General features: G+C 68.8%; 23 protein-coding genes. 17 read left to right on the top strand and 6 right to left on the bottom strand.

From position 1 onward, the window contains the following. Positions 1-16 precede the first annotated feature (16 nt). From wecB to rfbD, 7 genes are all read left to right on the top strand, one after another. Positions 17-1126, top strand: a complete 1110-nt coding sequence (wecB, locus tag QY307_06070) for a UDP-N-acetylglucosamine 2-epimerase (non-hydrolyzing) (GenBank protein ID WKZ81667.1) — start codon at positions 17-19, stop codon at positions 1124-1126. Beyond that, complete coding sequence (locus QY307_06075) at positions 1119-2132, top strand: hypothetical protein (GenBank protein WKZ81668.1); 1014 nt, start codon at positions 1119-1121, stop codon at positions 2130-2132. The genes wecB and QY307_06075 overlap by 8 nt, the downstream gene beginning before the upstream one ends. Beyond that, positions 2129-3271 (top strand): glycosyltransferase family 4 protein, encoded by a 1143-nt coding sequence (locus QY307_06080; protein WKZ81669.1) that lies wholly within the window; start codon positions 2129-2131, stop codon positions 3269-3271. The genes QY307_06075 and QY307_06080 overlap by 4 nt, the downstream gene beginning before the upstream one ends. A gap of 64 nt (positions 3272-3335) precedes the next feature. After that, a complete protein-coding gene (gene rfbC / locus QY307_06085; protein WKZ81670.1) occupies positions 3336-3881 on the top strand; it encodes a dTDP-4-dehydrorhamnose 3,5-epimerase in 546 nt (181 codons plus the stop codon). After that, positions 3878-4849, top strand: coding sequence for a dTDP-glucose 4,6-dehydratase (gene rfbB, locus QY307_06090; GenBank protein WKZ81671.1), 972 nt, complete (start codon positions 3878-3880; stop codon positions 4847-4849). Before rfbC ends, rfbB begins: the two co-directional genes overlap by 4 nt. After that, the gene (locus tag QY307_06095; protein WKZ81672.1) at positions 4846-5907 is read left to right on the top strand and encodes a glucose-1-phosphate thymidylyltransferase; all 1062 of its coding nucleotides are present in this window, start codon (positions 4846-4848) and stop codon (positions 5905-5907) included. The genes rfbB and QY307_06095 overlap by 4 nt, the downstream gene beginning before the upstream one ends. Continuing rightward, positions 5904-6752: a dTDP-4-dehydrorhamnose reductase gene (gene rfbD / locus QY307_06100; GenBank protein WKZ81673.1), complete on the top strand. Its 849-nt coding sequence runs from the start codon at positions 5904-5906 to the stop codon at positions 6750-6752. Before QY307_06095 ends, rfbD begins: the two co-directional genes overlap by 4 nt. Here rfbD and QY307_06105 read toward each other — a convergent pair. From QY307_06105 to QY307_06115, 3 genes are all read right to left on the bottom strand, one after another. Continuing rightward, complete coding sequence (locus tag QY307_06105; protein ID WKZ81674.1) at positions 6738-7739, bottom strand: glycosyltransferase family A protein; 1002 nt, start codon at positions 7737-7739, stop codon at positions 6738-6740. The genes rfbD and QY307_06105 overlap by 15 nt on opposite strands. A 108-nt stretch (positions 7740-7847) precedes the next feature. After that, positions 7848-9563 (bottom strand): glycosyltransferase, encoded by a 1716-nt coding sequence (locus tag QY307_06110; GenBank protein WKZ81675.1) that lies wholly within the window; start codon positions 9561-9563, stop codon positions 7848-7850. Positions 9564-9650: 87 nt separating this feature from the next. Then, a complete protein-coding gene (locus tag QY307_06115; GenBank protein ID WKZ81676.1) occupies positions 9651-10355 on the bottom strand; it encodes a hypothetical protein in 705 nt (234 codons plus the stop codon). An 845-nt stretch (positions 10356-11200) separates the two neighbouring features. Here QY307_06115 and gmd point away from each other — a divergent pair. From gmd to QY307_06155, 8 genes are all read left to right on the top strand, one after another. Further along, entirely contained in the window at positions 11201-12217 is a 1017-nt protein-coding gene (gene gmd, locus QY307_06120; protein ID WKZ81677.1) for a GDP-mannose 4,6-dehydratase, read from the top strand. After that, the gene (locus tag QY307_06125; protein WKZ81678.1) at positions 12214-12909 is read left to right on the top strand and encodes a glycosyltransferase; all 696 of its coding nucleotides are present in this window, start codon (positions 12214-12216) and stop codon (positions 12907-12909) included. Before gmd ends, QY307_06125 begins: the two co-directional genes overlap by 4 nt. A 29-nt stretch (positions 12910-12938) precedes the next feature. Continuing rightward, on the top strand, positions 12939-14567 hold the full coding sequence (locus QY307_06130) for a hypothetical protein (protein ID WKZ81679.1): 1629 nt from the start codon (positions 12939-12941) through the stop codon (positions 14565-14567). Between the two features lie 9 nt (positions 14568-14576). Next, positions 14577-17246 carry a methyltransferase domain-containing protein gene (locus QY307_06135; protein WKZ81680.1) on the top strand — a complete coding sequence of 890 codons (2670 nt, stop codon included), beginning with the start codon at positions 14577-14579 and terminating at the stop codon, positions 17244-17246. Then, positions 17243-18775 carry a glycosyltransferase gene (locus QY307_06140; GenBank protein WKZ81681.1) on the top strand — a complete coding sequence of 511 codons (1533 nt, stop codon included), beginning with the start codon at positions 17243-17245 and terminating at the stop codon, positions 18773-18775. Before QY307_06135 ends, QY307_06140 begins: the two co-directional genes overlap by 4 nt. A 27-nt stretch (positions 18776-18802) precedes the next feature. Beyond that, positions 18803-19744, top strand: a complete 942-nt coding sequence (locus QY307_06145) for an NAD-dependent epimerase/dehydratase family protein (protein ID WKZ81682.1) — start codon at positions 18803-18805, stop codon at positions 19742-19744. Between the two features lie 54 nt (positions 19745-19798). Then, the gene (locus QY307_06150) at positions 19799-21058 is read left to right on the top strand and encodes a DUF6395 domain-containing protein (protein ID WKZ81683.1); all 1260 of its coding nucleotides are present in this window, start codon (positions 19799-19801) and stop codon (positions 21056-21058) included. Positions 21059-21127: 69 nt separating this feature from the next. Next, complete coding sequence (locus QY307_06155) at positions 21128-22411, top strand: DUF6395 domain-containing protein (protein WKZ81684.1); 1284 nt, start codon at positions 21128-21130, stop codon at positions 22409-22411. On the opposite strand, the gene QY307_06160 is transcribed toward QY307_06155, so the two are convergent. Next, positions 22395-22769: a hypothetical protein gene (locus QY307_06160; protein WKZ81685.1), complete on the bottom strand. Its 375-nt coding sequence runs from the start codon at positions 22767-22769 to the stop codon at positions 22395-22397. The genes QY307_06155 and QY307_06160 overlap by 17 nt on opposite strands. A 67-nt stretch (positions 22770-22836) precedes the next feature. Here QY307_06160 and QY307_06165 point away from each other — a divergent pair, with 67 nt between their 5' ends. Further along, positions 22837-24120: a DUF6395 domain-containing protein gene (locus QY307_06165; GenBank protein WKZ81686.1), complete on the top strand. Its 1284-nt coding sequence runs from the start codon at positions 22837-22839 to the stop codon at positions 24118-24120. A gap of 10 nt (positions 24121-24130) precedes the next feature. Then, positions 24131-25423 (top strand): DUF6395 domain-containing protein, encoded by a 1293-nt coding sequence (locus QY307_06170; protein ID WKZ81687.1) that lies wholly within the window; start codon positions 24131-24133, stop codon positions 25421-25423. Here the strand turns inward: QY307_06170 and QY307_06175 are convergent. Together QY307_06175 and QY307_06180 are read right to left on the bottom strand one after the other, a co-directional pair. After that, positions 25396-26139 (bottom strand): ABC transporter ATP-binding protein, encoded by a 744-nt coding sequence (locus QY307_06175; protein ID WKZ81688.1) that lies wholly within the window; start codon positions 26137-26139, stop codon positions 25396-25398. The two genes, QY307_06170 and QY307_06175, sit on opposite strands and share 28 nt — an antisense overlap. After that, positions 26136-26963, bottom strand: coding sequence for an ABC transporter permease (locus QY307_06180; GenBank protein WKZ81689.1), 828 nt, complete (start codon positions 26961-26963; stop codon positions 26136-26138). Before QY307_06180 ends, QY307_06175 begins: the two co-directional genes overlap by 4 nt. Positions 26964-26981 lie beyond the last annotated feature (18 nt).

Genomic DNA, 26981 nt, shown 5'->3' on the forward strand with positions numbered 1-26981 from the left:
CCGGAGCGAACGCATCATGGGCTCCCCATCCACAGCACACCCCCAGGTGGCCGTCGTGCTCGGCACCCGGCCCGAGATCATCAAGCTCGGGAACCTCGTCCGGCTGCTGGGCGACTCGGCGGCCGTGGTGCACACCGGGCAGCACTTCGACACCAACCTGTCGCGTGTCTTCTTCGAGGCGTTCCGCCTGCCCGACCCGGTCGCCCACCTCGGCGTCGGGGGCGACACCCGTGCCGCCCAGATCGGCCGCGCCACCAGCGCCCTCGGCGAGTGGCTGCGGGCCAACCCGGTGGCGGCGGTGGTGGTGCAGGGCGACACCAACTCGGCTGCGGCCGGCGCCCTGGCCGCCAACGCCTGCGAGGTCCCCCCGGTCCACGTCGAGGCCGGGTTGCGCTCGTTTGACCGTCGCATGCCCGAGGAGCACAACCGGGTGGTGGCCGACCACCTGGCGGAGCTGTGCTGCGCCCCGACCACGGTCAACCTGACCAACCTGCGCGCCGAGGCCATCCCCGAGGAGCGGATCGTGCTCACCGGGAACACGGTCGTCGAGGCGGTGATCGACCTCCTCCCGCCCGCCGAGGAGCGAGCCGCCCTGCTCACCCACCACGGGGTCACGGCGTCGGGGTTCGTCCTCAGCACATTCCACCGGCCGGAGAACGTCGACGACCCCGAGGTGCTGGGGACGATCCTCTCCGAGCTGGCAGCACTGCCCCTACCGGTGATCCTGCCGCTGCACCCCCGCACGGCGGCGCGGGCGGGAGGCGACCCGAGGCTGGCGTCCCTGCTGGGGCGCCTGGTGGCAGTCGATCCGCTCGGGTACCGGGAGTTCCTCGGGCTGGCCGCCGAGTCCGCCCTCCTCATCTCAGACTCGGGCGGGGTGCAGGAGGAGGTCTCGGTCCTGAAGCGCCCGGTGATCGTGGTCCGCCGCTCCACGGAGCGGCCCGAGGTGATCGGTACCTTCGCCGAGCTGGTCGGGGCCGGGCCGGGCATCGGCGAGCAGGCCCGGGCCTGGCTGGGCGACCTGGCAGCGGTGCACGACCGTCTCGCCGGGCTCCCCAGCCCCTATGGGGACGGGACCGCATCGGAGAAGACGGCGGCGGCGATCCGGGAGCGCTTCGGTGCGTGACTCGCTGCGCCGATTGCTGCGCCCGCCCCGGCCCGAGCCACTGCCGGCGCCACACCTCGGGTTCGGCGCCTGGACCGACCTCCGCGGCGAGGTGCTCGGGGTGTGCCACCCGCAGTGGCGGGGTGTGCGGACGGCGGCACACGCCTTCGGAGACCCGGTGGCGGAGACCGCCGACGCCGGCGCCCACGCCGAGGAGATCGTGGCCGGGGCGGCGGCCTCGGGGGTGGGGACTCTGGTGGTCCACGGCTTCCCTCCCGGCGCCGGCCGGCTGCTGCGCACCGCCCGCGATGGGGGCATGGCGACACGGGTGACGGTGCACTCGTCGATGGCGCAGCACGTCGCCGAGGCGGGCGAGGCGGCGATGATGGACGAGGTGGTGGAGCTCGCCAGGGAGGGGGTGGTCGATCGGATCGGGTTCGTCAAGGCGGGCCTGGCCGAGGTGTTCTCCGCCCTGGGGCTGCCGGCGATGCACACGCCGAACCGGGCGCCGCAGATGCCGGTGATCCATCCCTTCGACCCGGGACCGGACGGCCCCCACTTCGGTGTGTTCGGCGACAACTACTGGCGCAAGAACGTGGGCACCCAACTGGGGGCGGTCACCCTGCTCGGGGGAACGGCGCATGTGATGATCCGCCCCCCGGCGCGATACATGGCGGCGATGACGGTCCGCGAGCACGGCGAGATGGACCGGGAATCCTTCCTGTCGGTTCAGGCGGCGATGGATCTCAACCTCTACGCCACCCTTTCCGAGTGCCATCCGATGGGACCGCTGGAGTCGTTCCTGTCGGGGGTCCCCGCCCTTCTCTCCCGCACCTCCGACCTCTTCCGCTCCGACCGGGGCCTGTGGGAAACGGTCACGATGGACAGCCCGGACGACCCGACCCTGGTGGCGGGGGCGGCACGGCGCTTGCTCGACGAGGGTGAGGATGTCGTCACCCGGGCCCGGGCGTGGATAGCCGCCGCAGACGCAGAGGCCCGGGAGCGGTGGGCGCAGTTCCTGTCGTGAAGATCGCATTCGTCCCCCACGGCTACCCCCCATCGGTGGGCGGCGCCCAGAACCTGACGCGGGGTCTGGCCCTCGCCCTGGCGGGTCGGGGGCACGAGGTCCACGTGATCGCACCCGCCGCCGCCGACCCCGAGCACTTCTACACCCCGGGGTCGCCGCTGCTGCCACCCGGGGACACGGGAGACGGCCCGGTGCGGGTCTCCTGGATTCCGGTCGGCGTCCGCCGGCTACTCCCGTTCGGGGGACACCCCGCCGACCGGTACCACCGTGCGGTGCGCAACCGGTACCGCCGCGGCCTGCGCCGGGCGCTGGAGCGGATCCGGCCCGAAGTGGTGGTGACCCTCCCCCACCTCTTTCCAAACGTGGAGGAGGTGCTGACGCTGCGCCCCGGCGCCGACTGGCGGCTGGTGTTCGCACCCCACCTCCACGAGGAAGATCCGCACTGGCAGGTGGAGCGGGTGACTGCGGCTGTGACCGCGGCCGACGCGGTGATGGCACTCACTACCCACGAGCGGGACCGCCTGGTCGCCGCATACGGGGCCGATCCGGCGAGGGTCGGGATCGTGACCCCGGCGGTGGCGGCGCAACCGATCCCACCGGAAGCGACGCCAGATCCGGTGGTGCTGTTCCTGGGCCGCCGTTCGGCGTCCAAGCGGGTCGAAGTGCTGCTCGAGGCCATGGAGTTGGTCCGCGTACATGTGCCCGGGGCCCGGCTGGTGGTGGCGGGTCCGCCGGGGACCGGCGACCCCACGGCCGACGGGACGCCGGACCACGTGACGACGGTGGACACGATCACCCCTGCGGAGCGCGACACCCTCATCGCCTCGGCGCGGGTGGTGGCCACCGCATCGGTCATCGAGTCGTTCGGCATCACCACCTTGGAGGCATGGGCTCTCGGCCGGCCAGTGGTGGTGGCGGACACACCGGTGGCGCGCAGCCTGGTCCGCCATGAAGTGGACGGGCTGGTGGCAGGCCGCGACCCGGCCGGCATGGCGAAGGCGATCGTCCGACTGTTGACGGATCCCACCGAGGCCGCCCGCTTCGGCGAGGCCGGCCGGCGGCGGACGCTCACCGAGTTCACCTGGAACCGCTCCGCCGACGCTCTGCTGGCCCTGATCGCCACCACCGAAGAAGGATGACGGCCGTGGGGTGTGACCGTCTGCGATGCTCGCCGTTAGCCTCGCAGCGACCCGAGGACACCCGATGCAGCTGATCGCCACTGCGATACCCGAAGTGCTCCGCCTCGTCCCCGATCCCCATCGCGACGAGCGCGGCTTCCTGGCAGAGACCTTTCGCGCCGAGTGGTTCCCCGGCGTCACCTTCGTGCAGGAGAACCACTCCCTCTCGAGCACCGTCCACACGCTGCGGGGGCTGCACTTCCAGACGCCCCCCATGGCCCAGGCCAAGCTGGTGCGGGTCGTCCGGGGGAGGGCCCTGGATGTCGCCGTTGACGTCAGGAGGCGGTCGCCGACCTTCGGGAGCCATGTGGCGTTGGAACTGGATGCGGTGGGACGGGAGTCTCTGTTCGTCCCCGCCGGTTTCGCCCACGGCTTCCTCACCCTCGAACCGGACACCGAGGTGCTCTACAAGCTCACCGTCTACCACTCACCGCGCCACGAGGGCGGCATCCGCTGGGACGATCCCGAGCTCGGCATCCGCTGGGGGGTCGATGACCCGGTGATCTCACCTCGCGATGCGGCGCTTCCGGGGCTCGACAGTTGGACCTCACCGTTCGAGCACCGAACATGAGCACCCGCTGGCTGATCACTGGAGGCGCAGGATTCATCGGGTCCAACCTGGTTCGCCACGTCCTCGACCGGGATGCCGACGCCGTGGTCACCAACCTCGACCTGCTCACGTATGCCGGGGTGGAGGCCACCGTCGCCGAGTTGGACCAGATCGAGCGACACACCTTCGTCCGCGGGGACGTGCGCGACGTCGAGGTCGTCGACCGGCTGATGAAGGATGCCGACCTGGTGGTGCACTGCGCCGCCGAGACCCATGTCGACAGGTCGATCACTGGACCGGTCGGCTTCCTCGACACCAATGTGGTCGGAACGGGGGTGGTCGTCGACTCGGCCCGCCGACACGGGGTGCCCCGCTTCGTCCACGTCTCCACCGATGAGGTGTACGGATCGCTCGCCGTCGGCTTCGCTTCGGAGGGGCACAGGCTCGACCCCTCCTCCCCGTACTCCGCCTCCAAGGCCGGCGCCGACCTGCTCGTCGCCTCGTACGCCAGGACCTTCGGCTATCCGGCGATCGTCACCCGCTGCACCAACAACTTCGGCCCCTACCAACACCCGGAGAAGGTGATCCCGCGGTTCGTGACCAACCTCCTCGAGGGCGACAAGGTCCCGCTCTACGGCGACGGGGGCCACGAGAGGGACTGGCTGCACGTGGGTGACCACTGCCGGGCGCTGGCCCTGGTCGCCCGAGAGGGGACGCCCGGTGAGATCTACAACATCGGAGCCGACAACCACCTCACCAACCTGGAGCTCACCCGCCGCATCCTCGCCGCACTGGGCGAGGACGAGTCGATGATCGAGCACGTTCCCGACCGCCCGGGACACGACCGCCGCTACGCAGTCGACTCGTCGAAGGTCCGCGCCCTCGGCTGGCGGCCAGAGCACGACTTCACGGAGCACCTCGAATCCACCATCGACTGGTATCGACGCCGGCGGGACTGGTGGGAGCCGCTGCGGGGGGCATCCCGATGAAGGGCCTGGTCCTTGCCGGGGGCACCGGGTCGCGCCTGCGGCCGATCACGTTCTCGATGGCCAAGCAGCTGATCCCGATCGCCAACAAGCCGATCATCGAGTACGGGCTCGAGCACCTCGCCGACGCCGGGGTGCTCGACGTCGGCGTGGTCGTCTCGCCCGAGACGGGCGGCGCCATCAGGAAGGCTGTGAGCGAGCCGGCGCGACGCCTCGGGCTCGAGCTGGCCTTCATCGTCCAGGGCGAGCCGCTCGGCCTCGCCCACGCCTTGCGCACCGCCCTGCCCTTCGTCGACGGCGACGATTGCCTCATGTACCTGGGCGACAATCTGGTGAAGCGGGGCATCACCGAGGTGGTCACCGAGTTCGAGAGGGAGCGCCCCAACTGCCAGGTGATGCTCTCGCGCGTGGCCAACCCGTCGGCATTCGGGGTGGCCGAGCTGGCGGACGACGGCGCCATCAGGCATCTGGTGGAGAAGCCGATCGACCCCCCTTCGGACCTCGCCCTGGTTGGCGTGTACCTGTTCGACGCCACCATCGCCGAGGCCGTCGAATCCATCGAGCCATCCCCACGCGGGGAGTACGAGATCACCGATGCCATCCAGTATCTGATCGACACCGGACGCAGCGTGAGGGCGTCGATCGTGACCGACTGGTGGAAGGACACCGGCACCCGGGAGGACCTCCTTGCCGCCCAGAGGCTCGTGATCGCCGAGGTCGCACACGATGTGCAGGGTGAGGTCACCGGCAGCCGGATTGAAGGCGGGGTCCACGTCGGCGCGGGTGCTCGCGTCATCGACTCCACCCTTCGGGGCCCGGTGGTGATCGGCGACGGTGCCGAGATCGTGCGAAGCACGATCGGCCCCGAGACCTCGATCGGGGCCCGGTGCCGGATCATCGGAGGTGGGGTCGAGGGTTCGATCGTCATGGAGGATTCCTGCATCGAGGGCTGGCGCATCAGCGCCTCGATCGTGGGCCGGGGGGCCTCGCTCCACGGTGACCCACCCGAGGGCATCGTCACGGTGATGCTCGGCGACCAGTCGGAGATCGCCGGGCCGTGATCGTCGTCACCGGGGGCTCCGGCCAGCTGGGCACCGCCTTCCGGAGCCTGCTTCCCGATGCAGCCTTTCCCGAGCGCGACCTGGTCGACCTCTCGGACCCGGACGACCTGCCCGAGAGGCTCGCCGCTCTGCACCCCACGGTGCTGATCAACTGCGCCGCCTACAACGCCGTCGACCAGGCCGAGAGCGAACCACAGTTGGCGATGACCATCAACGGCACCGCGGTGGGGGTGATGGCCCGCTTCGCCGCCGAGGCCGGCATCGCGTTCGTCACCTTCTCCTCCGACTACGTCTTCGACGGCGAGGCCGACGAGCCCTACCTGGAGTCCTCGCCGACGGCCCCCATCAACGCCTACGGACGCTCCAAGGAGGAGGGCGAAAGGGCCGCCAGGGAGGCAAACGCCGGCGCTCTCGTGGTCCGCACCTCGTGGGTCCTGTCGCGCACGCATGAGAGCTTCTTGACGCGGGTCCTGCGGCTGGCGGCAGGGCCGGGGGCGGAGGTCGTCTCCGATCGGTGGGGCTGTCCGACGCTGGCCGACGACCTGGCGGAGGCCAGCCTTGCCGCTATGAACGCCGGAGCGACCGGGATCCTCCACCTCACCAATACGGGGCCCACCACCTGGTTCGACCTGGCCCGGGAGGCGGCGGCCCTGGCAGGCCTGCGGGAAGGCGTCGTCACCCCGGTTCCGGCGCACCGGCGCGTGGAACCGGCCAGGCGCCCCCGATACGGAGTGCTGGGGTCCGAGAGGGTCGAACCGCTCGGCCTGACACCAGTTCCACCCTGGCGGGAGCGACTGCCCGAAGTCATCTCCGCACTGCGCAGGGCAGGGCTACTCGAACCCTGATCCCTTGGGTTCCCCGTCGCTCCGCCGTCCGCGCCGCTTGAGGCGATCGAGGACCCATCTCAAGGGTCGGGTGAGGCGCCAGATCGTGGACCGCTCCATCTCGTCGGCACGAGCCGCCCTGACCCGGAGTGCACCCACCTCGGCGCGGCTGGCGCGCGCCTCCAGCACCAGATCGGACACCCGGCGTGCCATGCCCGGGGGCAGGGGCATCTCATCGAGCCGAGAGAGCACCCGCTCCCTGGCCGCAGCCCACACCTCAGGCCCGAGACCCAGCGATGCGCTCCCGTCGACCCAGAACCGGTACAGCGAGGTGGTCCGTGCGGTGTCGTGGATCCCGAGGACGAGGACGGCTCGCATCAGGAAGTCCCAATCCTCGAGCACCTCCAGCTGCTCATCGAAGCGAAGACCGGCGGCGGCGGCCGCGACGCGGGGTACGGCCCAGGCGCAGATGGGTGTGGCGTTGGCTCCGAGGTGGGAAAGCAGGTCGAACGGGTCGCAGTAACGCGCCTCCTCGTCCGCGACCGGGACCAGGAACACTCCGGGCTCGTCGGCCCGAGGGCTGCGGACGTCGACCGCCCGGCACCAGGCGCGGATGACCCTTCCCGGGGCTGACTCGGCGCCGGCCACGAAGTTGGAGGCCCAGTCGGGATCGACCACGTCGTCGTCGTCGAGGAAGGCGACCAGGTCGCCGGTGGCGACCTCGAGGCCGGCGTTGAGCGGTGCGGCGCGCCCCTCTGCGGTGACCTGGAGCAGGGAGACCTTCGCAGCCAGGGCCTGGACGCCGACCGAAGCCACCGCTCGCGCCGCGTCGAGGGCCGCCGGGTCTGCGCTGTGGACGGCGAGCAGGACCTCGTGGATCGGCTCGCTCTGCGAGGAGAGGCTGTGCAAGGCCTCGGAGAGTCCCAGGGGACGACTCCCGGTGGTGCGCACGATCACCGAGAGGCGCGGGCGGCGGCCTGCGGAAACCCCCATCGTCTCAGAACTCACTGCTTCGCTGTTGCGACTCAAGGGGCCTCCCGGGGTGACACGCCCGTGCCCGGCGCGAAGGCCGCCGAAGCCGGCGACACCTTCCCCCTGGCGCGGGCCCTAGTGAGGTTACCGGGAGGCTTCATCCGGCCGTGACGTCCCTCGAGTGCGCGCCACACCGCGATGGTCTACCAGGCGCGGCCGCAGCCGGGCCATCCGCTCCGCCCTGCGGCCGGGAATGGGCGCCATCCGCTGCGAAGGGTCGAGGGAGAGGTGCGGGTTGTAGTGGGGGTCGGGCTCTTCGAGCACCCGGCCCCACCGCGCCCGCATGAGGGCGATCGCCGCCGCCCCGCCTGCCTCGGCGGGGTCGCGGGTGCCCATCTGGACGTGGGTCAGGGGGTAGGTCGGGTCGTACATCAGGTCGCCACCGAGGTGGCGCCGCAACCGCAGGCAGAGGTCGACATCCTGGAAGTCGATGGGGAGCGCCTCGTCCAGACCGCCGACAGCGGTGAAGTCGCCGGACCGCACCAGGAGGCAGGCCCCGGTGAGGCAGGCGACCTCGCGCGCCACGTCGGGCAAGCCGCCCGGGGCGAGGGAATCGGGCTCGTGGAGCCCGACGTGACCGACGATCCCGCCGAGGCCGAACACCATCCCGGCGTGCTGGACGGTCCCGCCGGGGAACAGCAGCTTGGGTCCGACACCGACCACGCCGGGATCGTCGAGCCAGCCGGACAGTTGCAGGAGCCAGTCGGGATGTCTCACCTCGACATCGTTGTTGAGCAGCAGAAGCAGCTCCGCTTCGGGACCGGAAGCTGCGCCCAGGTTCACCAGACGGGAGAAGTTGAAAGGCTCGTCGGCAGCCACGACCGTCACCCGGGAGTCACCCGACAAGCGCTCCAGGAGGGCCAGGGCGGCGGCGTCTCTCGTCCCGTTGTCGACGAGGATCAGGTGCAACGAGACTCCCCTCGTCGAACCGAGCACACCGGAGGTCGCCCGTCGCAACAGTTCGGGCCGGTCGCGGGTCGGCATCACGATCTTCACCGAGGCACGCCGAGTCGGGGGTCGAAACCGCATCCGGCGGATCCCTGACGCCTCCGCAGTCACCTCGCCCGCGATGCCGCGACGATCCATTGCCGCCTGCGCCGCCCCGATCCCGTCGGGTGCCGCAGCCCGTGAAGTGCGCCGCGAGAGGATCATCGGGATGTGGGCCACGCGCAGCGGCATCTCGGAAAGGTGCAGTAGGAGGTCCAACCCGCCACCCGGGCCGGCGGGCGCCCCGGGGGGGCCCAGCCGGGCGAGGGCGGCAGACGAGACGGCGAACACCGAGCCGGCCAGGTCGTGCCCGAGGAGCATTCGCGGTGACCAGGCCGGCCTGAAAGGAGGGATCTCGAGCGCACCTTCCGAACCGTCGACCTGCTCGTCGCCATAGATCAGGTCGGCGTCGGTCGACGCCAGCCAGGCCAGGGTGTGAGGTGCGAGCACGGTGTCGCCGGTGACGAAGACGGTGACCCTGCCCCCTGCCACGGTGGCCGCCACCTCCAGGGGGGTGTCGGCGGCAAGCTGACGCGCCGGGAAAGGCAGAACCGCAGGAGACCCCCCGACGATCACGACCGAGGCGGGGGTAAGCGACTGCCGCTGAAGTGAGGCCGCCAGTTCGGTGGAGGGCAGCCCCCCGACCTCGACGACCACCCCAATCTGGCCTCGCCGCCGCCTGGGCAGGAGCCCGTCGTACGCCTCATGCCACCGCTCAAAGGTCGCCTCCTGCGAAGGCAGCGGTGAGCCGGTCAGACGCCAACGCACATACCCGGGCAGGGCGCGCAGCCGGCCCAGGAGTCGCGTGGTCATGAGCGGTCTCGCGTTTGCCTCAGCGGCAAGAGGCCGCGACCTACCCCGATCCTCAGATCACTCTCCACTGCCGAACATGTTCCCAGGTCACGGACTCGCCGGGAGCTCGGGCATGTACAGGGTCCACCCGATCTCATCCATGGGTACTGCAACCCAACCATCGAGAAACGAGCCTGCCGGTGGCGTCGAGACGGCCAAGACGAAAGCAGCCGAGCCCGTTGCCTCAGCCTGGGTGATCAAAGCAGGCGATTCGATCTCACCGTTGCGGTAGATGGTCCCGCGACAGCCCGACCAGTACTGCAGCTGTGGATACCCGTACTGGCTGGCGAATACGCACGACCTTCCGGCCGCCTCATTGGCAAGACGATCCGCCAGAACCGCAGCCACCGCACGAGCTTCGACCTGCTCCCGATCGATTCTGACGGCGACCGAACCGTGCCACCACGGGGACGCCAGGAGCGTGGCCACAGCAACAAGCCGGACCCAGCCGAGCCGCACCCGGCGTAGCCCATGGAGGAGACCGACGCCGGCTGGAACGGCCAGCAGCGCGTAGGTCGGTGCCAAGAAGCGCGGGGCCGTGGCTCCTATACCAAAGAAGAAGAAGCCAGCGACAGCAACACCTGCAGCCCCTACCAGCACGACATCGGTGCGGCGCTGCGCCAATAGTGCGCCCAAGACGGCAAGCAGTATCAGGATGACCCACCAGATGAGGCCGGACCATGGGATGCCACCTGACCGATCAGGACCGATCAGTGGCCCGTCCAGGAGCCGTGCATGTTCGGCCACATTCATCGAGAGCCCCGAGACGACCGACTTCGAAGCCGCTCGGGCCCTCGCCAGCGGACCCCCCCAACGCACGAATGCCTCCACGACCCATGGCAACGCCCCCAGTGCGGCACCACCCGAAATGGCAAGCGCAGGCGCTACCCGCTTACCAGGGCCAACCGCGATTCCCGCGAGCAGGACGACAACCAAGATCGCCGTTTCGACAGGACGCAACGAACCTGCAAGTGCCCCCCATAGGACCACTGGAATCCAACGCGAACCATCCGCGCCAACTCCTCTTAGCCTCAGTGCTGAACCAACCAGTCCGACAGCGGCTAATGCAAGGATCACGTTGGGTTGGATCTCGGATCCGTAATAGATCGCGATCCAGCTTGACGCGAAAATCCCGGCAGCGAGTGCCGCAGCCCTCCCGGTGAGCGGGCGCCACTCCGAGAACGCACCAACGATCAAGACCGAGGTAACCACCGCCAGGTACCAACGCACCGCATGCAGGTCAACCCCCGTCGCGCTTGCTGGTGCCACCACGTACGTGATCCCACGGGACCTGTGAGCGAAGAGGTTGAGGGCAAGGCGGCCGGGTGTCACTTGCGAGAGATAGACGGCCTCATCCCACTCAAGCAGTCGAGCCTGGGTTGTCAGGAGTACCTGAAGCGCCAAGAAACCCACTCCGGCGAGGACCAGCCAGGAGTGCCGTAGCCGGGACAGGCGAGCGAACAACGCTGGCCAGGTGTTCGAGTGCGCTGACATGCTTGTGCTGACTCGGTTCAGGGACGCCCGCGAGCCGAGACTAGAGGATTTCCATATGCTCAGGTACCGTTGCCCACCGACGCCCTCCCTACAGCGAAGCACACATGCCAACGGCGCTCATCACAGGAATCACCGGCCAGGACGGCAGCTACCTCACCGAACTGCTTCTGGACAAGGGATACGAGGTCCACGGGATCATCCGGCGTTCCTCATCGTTCAACACCGGTCGGATACTCCACCTCTATCAGGACCCACACAAGGAGGATGTCAGGCTGCACCTCCACTACGGAGACCTGGCCGACTCCTCGCATCTTGCACGCCTCATCACACGCATCCGACCCGACGAGATCTACAACCTGGCCGCCCAGAGCCACGTCCGGGTCAGCTTCGACGTGCCCGAGTACACAGGCGACGTCACTGCGCTGGGAGCCATTCGCCTCCTCGAGGCGATCCGGGAGGCCGATCACTCCTGCCGCTTCTATCAGGCTTCGTCCTCGGAGATGTTCGGCAACAGTCCTCCCCCCCAGAACGAGGCCACGGCCTTTCAGCCCACCTCGCCGTACGCCGTTGCCAAGCTCTATGCCCACTGGGCGACCATCACCTACCGGCTCTCGTACGGCATGCACGCCTCCACCGGCATCCTCTTCAACCACGAGTCACCTCGCCGCGGCGAGACGTTCGTCACCCGCAAGATCGCCATGGCGATCCCCCGACTGCTCATCGGGGAGCAGAAGCTCCTCTACCTGGGCAATCTCGAGGCGCGTCGCGACTGGGGGCATGCCCGCGATTACATGGAGGCAGTACATGCCATCACCAGGCATCCGACCGCTGACGACTTCGTGATCGGAACCGGCGTCGACCACTCGGTTCAGGAGTTTGTCGAGGCCGCTTTTGGACTGGCCGGACTCGATTGGGAGAAGCACGTTCGGATCGACCCCCGCTACTTCCGACCCGCCGAGGTTCACGCCCTTCGAGCCGACGCCGCCAAGGCGGCACACGACCTGGGCTGGAAGCCGAGGACCTCCTTCGAGGATCTGGTGCGCGAGATGGTGGAGGCGGAGATGCTCGCCTGCGGTCTGTCGCTGGAGACCGGAGGCGCAACGAGAGAGGCAGATGCTTGAAGATCGGACTGGTGATCCTCAACAAGAACGAACAGGACGCACTCCCGGTGATCCTCCCGCAGATCGACAGGCAGGCGGTGGAGTATGTGGTCTGTGTGGACGGCAACTCCACGGATCGTTCGCGCGACATCCTCGCTGAGCACGACATCCCGGTGCTCGCTCAGCCATCCCCCGGTAGGGGTGAGGCCTTCCGGATCGCCTTCACCGAGCCGCCCGAGGGAACCGACGCCATCATCTTCTTCAGCCCCGATGGCAACGAGGACCCTGCCGACATAGGCCGATTCCGCTCCTTCCTGGAAGGTGGCGCCGACATGGTGATCGCATCCCGCATGATGAAGGGTGCGGTCAATGAGGAGGACGCCTCCTGGTGGCGTCCCCGCAAGTGGGCGAACCTCGCCTTCGACTGGCTGGCCTGGCTCACCTGGGGTGTGTGGCGTCGCCAGTACCGGATCAGAGACGCCATCAACGGCTATCGGGCGATCACCACCGAAGCCTGGGGCCGGCTACGGGCGGACGGCGAGGGCCACACGATCGAGTATCAGACCTCCATCCGGGCGTACAAGCAGAGGATGAAGGTGGTGGAGTTCCCAACCGTCGAGGGTCAGCGAATCGGCGGTGAGATCAAGGCCAAGTCGTTGATCACCGGTTGGCGATTCATCAAGCTCTACTTTCGCGAGCTGTTTCGCCGGTGATCGATGCCGTTCCCGGGTCAAGATCCCGCTTGGCGGTCTTCGCCGTCGTGGCGGCGATCACGTTCTCGCTGATCGCGTTCATCGTGGGAATGGTCGAAGAACCGTATCACATAGACGAGCTGCGGCAGGCTGGGTATTACGAGCGACCGATCTCGGGCGTGATCGAGCAGTCGATGGCCCAGGATCAGCCCCCTCTGGACGCCATCATCGGCTCTGTCACCCAGAAGGTCGTCGGGGTCGGTGACATCCGGCAGCGACTCCATCCGGTCGTCTTCGGCGTCGCCGCACTGATCCTGTTGGCGACCCTGCTGTGGCAGGAGGGCCTGCGGCTCGGCGCCGCCGCAGCCGTCCTCGCCCTGGGAACGGCGCCACTGGTCGTCAGCTACATCGCCTACGCCCGGCCATACGCATTCCCCCTGTTCCTCGAGATCGCCTTCGTGTTTTCGGCCACTCGTTGGCTGGAGTCGGGTCGCTGGTGGCACGGCGCCGTGCTGACAGTCACCGCCATGTTGTTGCCGCTGTCGCGCGCCGTCGAACCCGGGATCTTCCTCTTCCTTGCGTTCGGATCGCTGTTCGTCTTTCACAGGCTTGGACGCCTCCCGGCGGGGGGCGCCGCTCTGCTCCCCCTGGTGGCCACCGGTGCTGCGACCCTGCTCGTGGCGGCACCCGTTTCCGTCGCCCTCCTGGACGAGGTGTCCGCCTACACCGATACTCAGCAGGTCGACGTCTTGGAGAGACTCGGGAGGCTGGTAACCGACCTACCCGCAGCCCTGGATGGGGCATTCAGACCTGCATGGATCGCACTCGCCATCATCGTCTTCGCCGGATCGATTCCCAAGGTGAGGAAGCGCCTCTTCGAACTCTGGTGGATCTGGCCCGTGGCCCTCATGCCGCTGGGTTTCGCAGCGGCCTTCATGATCACCGCCCGACCGAGCCAACCGTTCTACGAGCGCTACGCCTTCTCCTGGTGGCTCCCGTTCGCCGTCATCTTCGGCTTCGTCACCGAGTGGGCCATCGAGAGGAGCGGCGCGCCGCTGGGGAGGGCCGCCGTGGGGGTCACCCTCTCCGCCTTCCTGGCGATCGGCGCCGTGGCGCTCGTCGACGACCTCCGCACCGACGAGTGGGGCGACTACGAACCACTCACGATGCTGGTCGAGCGCACAGCCACCCCCGAGACGATCGTCTTCTTCGACAACGTCCGACCGCTGGGGGCGTACCGCGCCGGGTACGCGGGTCGAGGTCGCTACGGCACCCACCCAGGCACGATCATGCGCTGGGTGGTAGAGAATCCAGGGCTCGTTGGACCACAAGCACCCTTCCTGATCGCCCTCAACGGGCCTGCGGTCGAAGTGGCCGACTGGACGGCGACCGAGGCCTCACCAGGCATGGTGCTCTACACCCCGGACCATCCTGTGGCCGGGCCCAGCGAAGCGGCGCACTGGCTGGTCGAGTTTGGCCGAACCTTCCCGACGGCCGACGGCGCCTACCTGCGAATCGCCGGGGCCGCCCTGTACGACCACGCGGGAGAGACCGATCGAGCATGTGCCGAGGTGGCGGCGCTCCTGGAGACCGATCCGAGCCTGGCCGAAGTGGTAGAAAGAACCGTCAGCGGGAAGCCGCTGGCAGCCACGCTCGCCGCCTGCCCAGAAGGAGCGTGATCTCAGCCGATGACCGTGGATCGCACCAACCGCATCAGCGAGCGCTACTACGGGACCCACGGCACCGCCGACTCGCAGGACCACGAGCGACGACGGATCCACTGGCTGTGCTCGCAGGTGACCGGAAAGCGGGTGCTCGACGTCGGCTCATCGCAGGGGATAGTCGCCATCCTGCTCGCCAGGGAGGGCGCCTCCGTGGTCGGCGCCGAGATCGACGAGACGGCACATGCCTACGCCCTGGCCGAACGCGGGGCTGAGCCTGAGGCGGTCCAGGATCGTCTCGAGTTCGTACTCACCGACGGATCCTTGAGTCCTTTCGAGGACGACTCCTTCGACACGGTCGTGATGGGCGAGGTTATCGAGCACCTGATCGATCCCCGGGCCCTGGTGGATCAGGCTCGTCGCGTGCTCGAGGCCGGAGGCAGGCTGGTGATCACCACCACCCTCGGCCTCTTCCCAGATGTGGATCACAAGGAGCCGCTGCTGCCCAGCGATCTGGTCGATCTCTTCGGCGACTGGTTCGACCTGAACGACTCCACCTACGTCGCCTTTCCGGACGGCCGGTTCAGCCACATCGGGATGTCGATGACCCTGCGCTCCTCGCCGGGCGACGAAGCGTCTCGCAGCCGCTTCCTGCCCCCACTGCAGGAGCTCACCGAACGCTGCCTCCTCGACGTGCAGCGGGGCGCCGAGCAGGCCCGTCTGAGGTATCTGTCCGCCGCCGAACGGGCTTCGTCGGCCGAAGCGGAGGCGCAACGCGGGCGCCAACTCCTCGCCGAGGCGCGGCATCGCCTGGGGACGGCCCGGTCCCTCCCTCCTCCCGAGCCGCGCCCCGAGGCGATAGCACTGCAGATCGCAGCCGCCCAGGATCGACATTCCGATGCGCGTTACGAGGCAGACGTGCTCAAGTCCTGGAGGGCTGCAAGGCTGGGCATGGCCCTCGGCGGGTCCGGCAGTCTTCGGGGACTCCTCGGACTCCCCCGGCGCCTGGGGCGGGCGCTGCACCGCATGCCGGCACCCAAGCCTCCTATCCACACCGATGTCCCCACCCTCACCGCCACCCTTGCCGGGGTGACCAGATGGCGGGAACGGCACGACTTCCCGTGGATCAGGGTCCTCCAATGGGGGTCGCCTGCGCCGACCTTCGCCACCGTGGCCCGTCACCTACCCCTGCCCGAAGGCGCCGGCGAACTCGACGCGGTCCTGGAGGAGGGGATCGACATGCTGATCCTCGAGCCGGGTGGTCAGGCGCCACCTCTGGAGGCCATTCACGCCGTCGCAGCAGCCGGCGTCCCGGTGGTGCTGCTCGCCTCCACCCACGACGACCTCGGCCTGGCCCCACTGGCATCGCTGGTCGTCGCCGAAGACCCGATGATCGCAGCATCGGCCCGGCGGCACGCCGGGGTGGAGGTACTCGCAGTTGCGCCCTGCGTCGATGTCTCGGTGGCCAACCCGATCGGTTGGAGACGCGATCCCGAGCCGAACGTGGCCCTGATCCTGCCTTACCCCGACCTGCCCTCTCGCAGCCTTGCCGACGACCATCTGGTCGCAGCACTGGAGTCGCGACTCGTGGTGTACGGCACCAGGGCACGACTCCCGCGACGCCTTCGCAGGCGCGCCCGACCCGAGGTGACCTCGACACGGATGCTGGCGGAGATCGCCAAGCGCCACGCCGCCGTCTTGGCGCTCCCTGACATGTACGGCACGGAAGCCGAGTTCGTCGGTGCCGTTCTGAGCGTTCTGGCGGCGGGAACGCCCGTGATCACCCCCGGGTCGGCCCTGCTCTCGGAGATGCTCCCCCTCGACGCAGTCCTCGGGGTTGCCTCGGGTGAGGAGGCCGGCGGCGTGGCGGAGCGCCTCGTGGCCGACCCGATCGAGCGGGAGCGCCGGGGCGTCATGGGACGCCGGCCGGTGCTGTCCAACCACACCACCCGGCAGCGCTTCGAGCGGATCCTGACGGCGCTGCGGATCCCGGGCGACACCACGGAACGCATCTCGGTTCTCCTCGCCACACGCCGACCGGGCTTCCTCGACAGGGCGATCTCCAATGTCGAACGCCAGGCCGGGGTGGCCATCGAATTGGTCCTCGTCCTCCATGGCGGAGGCTTCCAGGATGCGGAGGTCGAGCGGCTCACGACGAACCGACCCTTCCCGGTGAAGGTGGTCCGGGCGCCGGCCACCTGGACCTTCGGCGACTGCCTCAACGCCGGGCTGGCGGTGACGACCGGCGAGTTCGTCACCAAGATGGACGACGACGATTGGTATGGGGCGGAACACCTGGCCGACCTGCTGATCGCCCACCGGTTCTCGGGCGCCGACATCGTGGGGAAACCGGCGGCCTGGCTGCACCTGGAGGCGACCGACCAGACCGCCCTTCGCCCCACCTGGGTGCCCGAGCGCTTCCAGCGCCATGTCGCCGGAGGCACCATGTTCATGCGGCGCGAAGTCGTCACCCGGCTCGGCTTCGAACGCCGGCACAAGAGCGTCGACGTTTCGCTGTACCGCCGGGCACGCGACGCCGGATGCAGCATGTACGTCACCCACGCCTTCGGGTATGTCCTGGTCCGCCACGGCGACCACACCTGGAAGGTCGAGGACGGTGAGATGCTTGCAGGCACGGAACACCTCTGGGAGGGACGCCGCCTCGATCTCGCCCTCGTCGACGAGGGGGGACGATGAGCGGCAGGCCAGCATCACCGCCACCACCGGCGATGGTCCCGGGCAACGATTGGCGACTCCTCGAACCATCCGCACTGGGGCGCTGGCGGCCGACCCTCCCGGTGACGGTGGTCATCCCCTACTACGAGCGGCCGGGTCCCCTCCGCCTGGTGCTCGCCGGTCTCACCGCCCAGTCCTACCCGCGGCACCTGATCGAGATCGTCGTCGCCGACGACGGCTCCACGGCACCGCCCGAGGTCGACGGGATCGAGGGGCTGCCGACCACCACGGTGGTGGCTCAACCCGATCTGGGGTTCCGCCTAGCCGCTGCTCGCAACCTGGGCGCTCGCCATGCCGGAGGGGAGATCCTCGTCTTCCTCGACTCCGACATGATCCCCGCCAGAACCCTGGTCGAGGCGCACGCCCGATGGCACCACGCCGCATCCGGCCTGGTCACCATCGGGATGCGGCGCCACGGCGACTTCACCGGGGTCGAACCCGACGCCGTCGCCGGGGCGGTCGCCGGCGGGACACTGGAGTCTCTCGCCGGCACCGGCCCCCACGAGAGGCCCGCATGGATCGTCGACCACCTGCGAAGAACTGAAGACCTAACCCGCCACTCCGAGGATGCCTACCGAATTGCCAGCGGCGGCAACCTCGGGGTCTGCCGCAACCTGTTCGAGGAGGCCGGCGGATTCGATGAGTCGTTCAAGCAGTGGGGAGGCGAGGACAACGAGTTCGGCTACCGGCTGATGCAGCTGGGAGCGGTGGTGATCCCGGAGCCGGCGGCGCTGGCCTGGCATGACGGTCCCGGCGAAGAGCCTTCCGAGCAGGAGATGCGCTCGCTGCGGTCGCAGCGGCGGCGGCTGCGACACCTGATCGCCGACCCCGGGTACCGCCAGCCGGCACCGGGAAGGACCTACGAGCGACCGGCCGTCGTCGTGGAGGTGCCGGCCGACGGAGCCACCCTCGGTGTCGTCGAGGCGTGTGTCGGCACCATCCTGGCCGGCGACTTCCACGACCTCGTGGTGGCGGTGACCGGGGTAGGCGCCGAGGACGCAGTCGCCCTACACCGCGAGTTCGACCCGGATCCGCGGGTGCGGGTCGACCCCGGCGTCGAGGAGCTGGCCGCCCTGGAGCGATTCGCCTGGATGGTGGCCCGGCTGAGTTCGCCCACCCTGGTCGGGCCATGCTCCCTCGGCGCCATCGTGGATGTCATGAAGGCCGACGGCCCGGGTGTGGTGCGCGCCGACCTCGGTGGCGCGACCATGGACTGCATCAAGGTACGGGCGCGAGCCCGGGCCGAGATGGCACAGGCGATCGCCCCCGTGCCCGAACGACGCGACATTGCGGCCAATCTGTTCGGGAGCGCCGACTTCGAACCCGAGTCACTCGGACCGGTGATACGCCCCGATTCCGCCCACCTGCTGGCCGAGAACCGGTCGCTGCGGGGGTACGCCGAGTCGCTTTCCGGGCGCAAGGCGATCCGCATCGCCGACCTGCTCGGACGGCTGATGCGTCCCTGGCGGTGGCGCAGGCGTCGTTCCTGACGAGCCGATGCATCTAGTGTCCCCGGCATGATCCTCGTCACCGGTGCCACCGGATTCGTCGGCAGGGCGGTCATGGGGCGCATGCCGGAGGCCACCGGAGTGTCGACCCGCGACCTCGACCTGCGCCACCCGGAGGCGGTCACCCAGTACTTCTCCGATCATCGCCCGGAGGTCGTGGTCCACCTCGCTGCTCGTGTCGGGGGGATCCTGGAGAACACCGATCACCCCGCCGACATGATCCTCGACAACGTGCTCATCGATGGCGGCGTCCTCGGGGCGATGCGCCACTTCCCCCCGCGACACGCAGTGACCATTCTCTCCGCGTGCATGTACCCGGACTCGGTGGACGAGGACCTCTACCCGATGACCGAGGACCTCATAGACCGGGGGCCGCCACCGCCCTCCAATGCCCCGTACGCCGGTGCCAAGCGAGCGTTGTGGTACGCCATCACCGCCCTCCACGACCAGTACCGGATCCCCTACACCGCCCTGGTCCCGGTGAACATCTATGGGCCGTTCGATCATTTCGGATCCCGAAAGTCCCACTTCCTGGCGGCGGCGGTGCACAAGATCGAGGCCGCTCGTGAAGCAGGCGATCCCGAGGTCGAGTTCCTCGGCACCGGCCGCCCGATCCGTCAGCATGTTCTCAACCTCGACCTCGCAGCCCTCATCGCCCACCTCGTCGAGACCGGACCTCTCGACGCCACGGTGAATGTGGGGCCGGCCGAGTGCCAGTCGATCGCCGAACTCGCACACCTGGTGGCCGAGGTCGCCGGCTTCGAGGGCCTGATCGTGTTCCCGGGTACCGGGCCGGATGGCCAGTACCGCAAAGACGTCGATGTCTCGCGCCTCCACTCCATGGTCCCCGGGTGGGCCGACATCGAGACCCCCCTGCGCGACGGGATCGCCCTCACCGTCGACCGGTATCGCCAGGATGCCGGTGATGCCGCAGGCACCGAAGCGCGATAGCCCGTCGATGGAATCGACACTGCAGCTCGTACTCGCGTTCCGCGACGCCAACACATGAGGGCGTCCTGGAGAGTTGGCGAGGCGGTCGCCACCCTCGACCTGCGTCTCGATCCCGACGATCGGGCCGTAAGTTCCGGGCAGGAGGGTGCCCGCGTCCGCCTGGCGGGCACCGAGTCCAGGTTCGAGGCCGAGATCGGCGGCACCGTGCACCCCGACCTCTTCGCCCTCCTCACGCTGGCACTCGCCGGGCCCTTCATCGCCTCGCGCCTCGACCTCGACCGCGGGGTGTCGCCCGAGTTCGCCGACGAGGTCGCCAATGCCCTTGGCTTCGCCGTCCGGCCGGTAGATCGTTCGACGAGCCCACGATCTTCGGGGGGTACGATCGGAATCTCGTTCGGGGGGGGAACCGATTCGACGGCCGCCGCCCTCGCGCTCCCCGCCAACAGCCCACTCATCCACCTTCGCCGGCTCTCCAGCCGGCGCGTTCCCAACCTCCACACCCGCTATCGGGCCGACGTCCTGGAAGCGGTGGTCAAGCAGTTCTCCGGCTTCGGGCGCCAGGTCCACATCGGATACAGCGACTGCGAGTTCCTCGTCGCCGCCCCCCATCCCACCCTGGCCTCGTGGCCGGGGATCGCTGCCATCTCCATCCTCCTCGCCGACCGACTCGACCTGGGTGGCATCGCCGTCGGCGCAGTCCTCGGGTCGGCGTACATGCCCAACGGACGCTTCCGCGAGATCCCTGCCGGAGAGGCCTGGCGTCGACTCTTCGATGCCGTCGGGCTCACCCTGATCCGCCCGGTCGCCGGCCTCACCGAGGTCTCCACCAGCCGGATCGTCGCCGCTTCACCGTACCGAGGGATGACACGATCCTGCACCTTCGGCGGCCCCGATGCCCCTTGCTTCTCCTGCATGAAGTGCCTGCGCAAGGAGCTGGTGGTGGCGGCTGCCGCCGGGCGCGAACCCGACCGGCGGCTGCTTCGCAACCTCACCGCAGATCATCCCGTCACCAGGGAGCTGGTGGCGGGGACCGCCATCCCCGGGCTCAACGTGATCGAGTACCTCCTCAACCGGGTCGACCTGAGGGGCCATCCTCTGGAGGCGGCCGTCGAGAGGCTTCGCCACCCACGGGAAGACACCGAGTGGGTGGGGCGCCACTTCTACCCGGCGATCCCCGAGAACGTACCGAAGCGATTGCGTCGAGACGTGACCGATGCCATTCACTCGGTGGTGGAGCCGATGACCCCGGGAGACCTGGAGCTGGTCCGCAGTTGGGATTCCACGAGCCGATTCGGACCCTCGGCTGACCGCTGAGATCGAGGATGGCCGCCTCGCCAGGCACCAGCCCATGCCGAGCCGGTATGGTGCCCGGCTGGGAGATACATGCGCGCCGGATTCCGCCACCAGGGAGACCACGCCGTCTTTCGGCTCGATCTCCTACCCGGAGAGGCGACTGCTGCCGTCGGGCAATACGACATGCGGATCGCGCTGACGACGGGTCAGTTCCGGGTCGAACTCCCTCGACGGGTTGATGAGCCCCATCCCGATGTGGCGGCCCTTTCCGCCCTCACCGCAGCCAGGCCCTGGACCGCCCGAACCCTGCGTCTGGATCGGGGCGTCTCGGCCCACTTCGCCGGGACGGTCGAGGCCGCTCTGGGGATCTCGGTCGAGCCCATCGACCCGATGCTGCCGCGACGAGAGCGGGGGAGCCGGACCGCACTCCTCTACTCGGGTGGACCCGACAGCCTCACCGCCGAGACGCTGCTCGGGCCCGGCCTGGCGTTCATCCACATGACCCGGGCGAAGCACCCGCGTGTCCCCAACCGGGCCACCCATCACCGGGACGACATCGCCCGGGATCTCGCCCGACAGGCCGCCGGGCGCGGCGAGGAGGTGCACTTCATCCGATCCGACGTCGAGTTCGTCTGCTCACGACCTCATCCCACATTCCCCCATGCCATGACATGGGCCCTCGGTCCCCTGCTTCTCGCCGATGATCTCGACCTGGGCGGCGTGGTCTACGGGCTGGACCTCTCCCACATGTACGTCGGCCGGGGGTTTCGATGGCGCCCCTTCGCCGCCGAGGACGATCGCTGGGTGCGCGTGTTCGCTGCAGTGGGGCTGGAGATGCTGCTGCCAGTGGCCGGTGTCTCCGAGGTGATCACCACCAGGCTCGGCGCCCGGCACCGCCTCTCCGACCTCTCCCGGTCGTGCACCCTTGGCGACCGGCGCGGCCCCTGCCTGGGATGTGTCAAGTGTGCCCGCAAGGAGCTGCTCAAGGCGGCGGTCGAGGCACGCCCCATGACCGTCGAGGCCCTCGACCGACTCGCCGCCAGCCCGAGGGTGGTCGAGTTCCTCTCGCGAACCCCGGTGCAGAACCAGCACACCTTCGAGTACGGCCTGGCCCGCGTGCCCGGCCTGGAGGGATCGGTGTTCCAGCCACTGCGCGACGCCCTGCGACCGACCGTCGAGGACACCTTGTGGCTGGAGGCGATCTACGGGCCAGCTCTGAACCTCCTGCCCGCCGAGGAGGCCGCCCGCCTGGTCGCCCGGGCCGCGGCGGAGGGCGTGCGGTTCATGACCCACGACGAGGAGGCACGCGTCGAATCGTGGGTGGCCCGCTCCGGAGCCGCCGGTAGTGCCCGGAACCTCACACCAGCCGGCTGATCGGATCGGTCTCCAGACCGATCGTCGCAGCGACCCGGTCGATCTCCTGCCACATCAGCACCTCGGTCTGCAGGATCAACTCGATGGCTCGGCCAGATTCGACTGCGAGGCGATGGGCCTCGAACAGCTTCTTGCGCATCTCGTGCGGGTTCTCGGCGGCAATGAAGTCCGATCCCTTGCGCGCCAACCCTTCGATACCTGCCATAAGGCTGCCGACCTCGGCACGGAGGCTCTCCAAATCGGCACGGGCATCATCGACCTCGGCGCGCAGAGCAGACAGCAGCTCCTCGGCCTGTTCCAACGTGGCGTACCTCCGGTCGAGGGTCGCCTTGGTGCGTTCCCGCAGCCTGCGGATCATGATCGAAGCCTCCTGAAGTCCTGGGCGAGTGTACGGGCCGCCGTTGGGCCGGCCCTAGTCTCGCCCGATGCGGGTCTCCGTCAGGTGGGAGGGCGCCACCGCCAGGTTCCGGATCGACCTCCTCCCAGGGGAAGAGTTGAGGGGCACAGGTCAGTTCCACATGACCGTCGAACTCGTGGCGCAGCAGTTCCGCCTCACACTTCCCGAGCCGATCCCCGAACCCCACCCCGATCTCGTGGCCCTGGCGGCGCTCACCGTGGCCCGGCCCTGGACACGGCACACCATGATGGTCGAAAGGGGGGTGTCCCCCCGGTTCGCCGAAGCAGTGGAGAGGGCTCTCGGTATCGAGGTGTGCCCCGTCGACTCCCACCTGACGTCGCGCACCCCGGGCCCCGGAAGAATCCTTTCCTACTCCGGCGGGCCGGACAGCATCGCCTCCCGCCTCCTGCTCGGCCCGCTCCCCCTCTGGCACCTTGTACGGGTCACATCGCGGTCGGTGCCGAACCGCGCCGGACACATCACCGCCGGGGTGACCCGCCGCCTCGTCGAGAGCGCCGCCGGCCTGGGCGAGGAGGTCGTGCTGGTCGAATCCGACCTCGAGTTCGTTGCAGCCCGTCCCTTTCCCACCTATCCGCAGACCGAGGCTGTGCTGGCAGGCCCGGTACTCGCCGCCGACAAGGTCGGCCTGGGGACTCTCGCCCTGGGCCGGACTCTCAACGGCACATATGTCCTTCCTGAGGTAGGGGCCCGCCGTCCCGACCCCGAGATGGCCTGGATCGAGGCGTTCGCCGCCGCCGGCGTGAACCTGGTGTACCCGGTGGCTTCGATGTTCGAGGTGGTGACCCGACCCCTGGCGTCCCGGACACCGCTCGGCACCCTGGCGCGCTCGTGTGCAAGAGGCAACTACTCCACGCCGTGCCTCTCATGTCGCAAGTGCGCGTGGTCGCAGCTGCTCCTCGCCGCTCTGGACGAACGGCCCATGGAACCGACTGCCCTGAAGCGGTTGGCCGCTTCGCGGGAAGTGATCGCCGACTTCTCCGGAGGGCCTCCCTATCCGTCCCAGCCCGTCCTCGAGTACGCCCTGGCGCGGGTTCCCGAGCTGGAGGGAACCGTGTTCGACGAACCGCTACGAATCCTCAGGCCAACCCGCGAGGCGACGGCCTGGACCGAGCGCTACCACCCGGGGGCGATCGCCGAGATGGCCGCCCCCATCGGGCAGGAACTGACCGTCGCCCTCGAAGGCGCCGGCGTGGAGCCGATGACCCCGCGAGAACAGGAGATGCTCCTCGGCTGGGTGGCCGAACCGGCGGCACGTACGACCGACAGTGGTCAGCCGAGCAGGGGCTCCTAGTCTCGCGCCAATGCGTGTCGCCGTCGGCGTGGAGGGGCACGAAGTCCTATTCCGCCTGGAGCTACTTCCGGGTGAGTTGCCGCGTGGCCACGGCCAGTTCCACATGGAGGTCATCTTCGGGGTGCCCGAGTTCCGGGTGAGGCTGCCGATGGCACCCGGCGACCTGCACCCCGACCTGGTGGCGCTCACAGCCTTGACCGTCGTGCGGCCCTGGTCGCATGAGCTGCGGATGGTGGGATTGGCCGTGTCTCAGAAGTTCGCAGGCGCCGTTCATCAGGCGTTCGGCATCGAGGTCGGACCCGTCGACCCGGCACTGACTCCGCGTAGAGCCATCGGGCGACCGGCAATCTCCTACTCGGGGGGACCCGATTCGATGGCGGCAGAGTCGCTGGTCGGTCCGGGGATCCCGTTGATCCACATGGTGCGCATCCCACACCGTCGGGTTCCCTATCGCACGGCCCGCCACCGGGGCGACGTCCACAGGGCGCTGGTCGAACATGCCCTCGCCGCTGGCGAGGAGGTCCACTTCTTCGAGTCGGACCTCGAGTTCGTGGTGGTTCGTCCTCACCCGACCTTCCCTCAGTGGCCCTCGATCCTCGTTGGCCCGATCCTCCTGGCAGACCTGCTCCAGCTGGCAAGCATCACATACGGGCGGACACAGAACGGGATGTACCTCGACGAGGGGCGCCGGTTCAACCCGGCTGCCGACTCCGAGCTCGCCTGGGTGGAGGTGTTCGCGGCCGCCGGACTCGACCTGCTGTACCCCACGGCCGGCCTCTCCGAGGCCTCGACCCTGCGCCTCGCCTCACGGCACCGACTCGGTGATCTCAGTCGTTCCTGCATGCTCGGCGACCATCGCGGCCCGTGTCTCACCTGCCGCAAGTGTGCCCTCAAGGAACTGCTGCGAGCCGCCATCTCGGGCGCTCCTCTGCCCTTCGAAACCGACCGGAGGCTCGGCGCTTCTCCGTCCGTCGTCGAGTACCTGGAGACACCTCCCTACTACCACCAGTACCTCCTCGAGTACGGGCTGCCCCGGGTGCCCGGGATCGAAGCCACCGTGTTCGGCCTCGCCGCCCGCCATCTGCGGTCGACGGTCGAGGAGACCGCGTGGATGGATCGCTACTACCCGCCAGCTCTCGACCTGCTACCCGGGCCGCTCGCAAACCAGGTGGAGTCGCGGCTGCTCGAGGAGGGCATCGAGGTCATGACCGAGCGAGACATCGAGCTGTTCGAGTCCTGGCACCCGGGTCGAGCCCTCCGCGCCGATCGGCAGCCTCAGCCGGCGGCGCTCGACCCTTCGTAAGCGGCGACCACTTCCTCGACCTCTCCCTGCATCTTCACCCGTCCATGGTCGAGCCACAGGACGCGCTGGCACAGCTTCCGAATCGTCGGCATGGCGTGGGATACGACGATCACCGAGGCGCCGCTGTCGATGAGGTCCCGCATCCGCTGCTCCGACTTCGCCCGGAAGCTCTGGTCGCCCACCGACAGCACCTCGTCGACGATCAGCACGTCCGAGACGGCATCGGTGGCAACGGCGAAGGCCAGCCGGGCGACCATTCCCGACGAGAAGGCACGGGTGGGCACATCCACGAACTCGGTCAGCTCCGCCCACTCCATGATCCCGGGGAGGCGCTCTCGCATCTCGGCCTGTGACCTGCCGAGCAGCGCCCCGTAAAGCATCACGTTCTCGCGAGCCGTGGACTCGGGGTTGAATCCGGCACCAAGGGAGATCATCGCCGCAACGGTCCCCCGCACCACCACTCGACCGCTCGTCGGCGGCAACACCCTGGCGATCACCTTCATCAGGGTGCTCTTGCCGGCGCCGTTTGGTCCTATCACGCCGACGATCTCGCCTGGCCGCACGGTGAGCGTGACACCATCGAGTCCCCAGAGCACTTCGCGCTCCACCTGCCCCTTGAAGAGGTTGATGGCGAACTCCTTGAAGGTCCCGACCCGCTGACGGTCGAGCCGGTACGCCAGGCGCACGTCGGTCACTTCGACTGCGGGGACGCTCACAGCGACACCACCACGTTCTTCCAGTTGCGGGAGAACACCCACACGCCGAGGGCGAAGGCCAGCAACCCGCTTCCGACGGCTACTCCCACGGACGCCCAGGAGAACAGGTCTCCATAGGCAAAGGCGCGGAACATCACGATGTGGTGATAGAGAGGGTTGAGGTCGAGGAGCACGCGCCAGCCTTCGGGGATGATCTCTGCGTAATAGAAGGTCGCAGCCATGTAGGTGGCGAGTTGGGTGAGGACCTTGACCAGGTCGAACACGTCGTAGAAGAGCACAGCCAGTGAGGCCACCACCAGACCGAGGCCGGCGACGAAGAGGAGCATGGCCGCGATCGACACCGGGACGAACAGGAACGTGATGGGGATCCCGACACCCTGCACCAGTTGGATCAACACCAGCGGCACCAGGCTGATCATGAAGTTGATGGCAGCGGCGATGGCGGCGGCGAAAGAGAAGACTTCGGGCGGAACGAACACCTTCGCCAGTACGCCGCGGGCGTCGACGATGCCGGAGCCGGCGGCGCCGATCCCCTGCGCGAAGAAGCCGGCGAGAAGCACCCCCGCCGTCAGATAGACGATGAAAGGCGCCGCCCCTCCGGGCCGGTCGAACAACTGCGAGAACACGATCCAGAAGACCGCCACCGTCAGCAATGGGTTGAGAAGCGTCCACCACACCCCCAAGACGGACCGCTTGTAGCGCACGGTCAGGTCGCGGGTGACCAGGAGGCGGATCAGGCCTCGGTACTCCCAGAGGTGGCGCAGCTCGGTGAAGGGGGCTCGCCGCTGCGCCGAGTCGTATAGGGCAGCAGATCTCGCGACCAACTCAGCCTCACGATCGGG

The sequence above is a fragment of the Acidimicrobiia bacterium genome, from assembly GCA_030584185.1.
Lineage (GTDB): Bacteria > Actinomycetota > Acidimicrobiia > Spongiisociales > UBA11373.

What these genes read in the sequence shown, in the direction of transcription:
- rfbB (WKZ81671.1), top strand. Translation starts at nt 3,878, where the DNA reads ATGAGCACCCGCTGGCTGATCACTGGAGGCGCAGGATTCATCGGGTCC.
- QY307_06165 (WKZ81686.1), top strand. Translation starts at nt 22,837, where the DNA reads ATGCGGGTCTCCGTCAGGTGGGAGGGCGCCACCGCCAGGTTCCGGATC.
- QY307_06140 (WKZ81681.1), top strand. Translation starts at nt 17,243, where the DNA reads ATGAGCGGCAGGCCAGCATCACCGCCACCACCGGCGATGGTCCCGGGC.
- QY307_06095 (WKZ81672.1), top strand. Translation starts at nt 4,846, where the DNA reads ATGAAGGGCCTGGTCCTTGCCGGGGGCACCGGGTCGCGCCTGCGGCCG.
- QY307_06135 (WKZ81680.1), top strand. Translation starts at nt 14,577, where the DNA reads ATGACCGTGGATCGCACCAACCGCATCAGCGAGCGCTACTACGGGACC.
- QY307_06145 (WKZ81682.1), top strand. Translation starts at nt 18,803, where the DNA reads ATGATCCTCGTCACCGGTGCCACCGGATTCGTCGGCAGGGCGGTCATG.
- QY307_06160 (WKZ81685.1), bottom strand. Translation starts at nt 22,769, where the DNA reads ATGATCCGCAGGCTGCGGGAACGCACCAAGGCGACCCTCGACCGGAGG.
- gmd (WKZ81677.1), top strand. Translation starts at nt 11,201, where the DNA reads ATGCCAACGGCGCTCATCACAGGAATCACCGGCCAGGACGGCAGCTAC.
- QY307_06170 (WKZ81687.1), top strand. Translation starts at nt 24,131, where the DNA reads ATGCGTGTCGCCGTCGGCGTGGAGGGGCACGAAGTCCTATTCCGCCTG.
- QY307_06155 (WKZ81684.1), top strand. Translation starts at nt 21,128, where the DNA reads ATGCGCGCCGGATTCCGCCACCAGGGAGACCACGCCGTCTTTCGGCTC.
- QY307_06115 (WKZ81676.1), bottom strand. Translation starts at nt 10,355, where the DNA reads ATGAATGTGGCCGAACATGCACGGCTCCTGGACGGGCCACTGATCGGT.
- wecB (WKZ81667.1), top strand. Translation starts at nt 17, where the DNA reads ATGGGCTCCCCATCCACAGCACACCCCCAGGTGGCCGTCGTGCTCGGC.
- QY307_06150 (WKZ81683.1), top strand. Translation starts at nt 19,799, where the DNA reads ATGAGGGCGTCCTGGAGAGTTGGCGAGGCGGTCGCCACCCTCGACCTG.
- QY307_06110 (WKZ81675.1), bottom strand. Translation starts at nt 9,563, where the DNA reads ATGACCACGCGACTCCTGGGCCGGCTGCGCGCCCTGCCCGGGTATGTG.
- rfbC (WKZ81670.1), top strand. Translation starts at nt 3,336, where the DNA reads ATGCAGCTGATCGCCACTGCGATACCCGAAGTGCTCCGCCTCGTCCCC.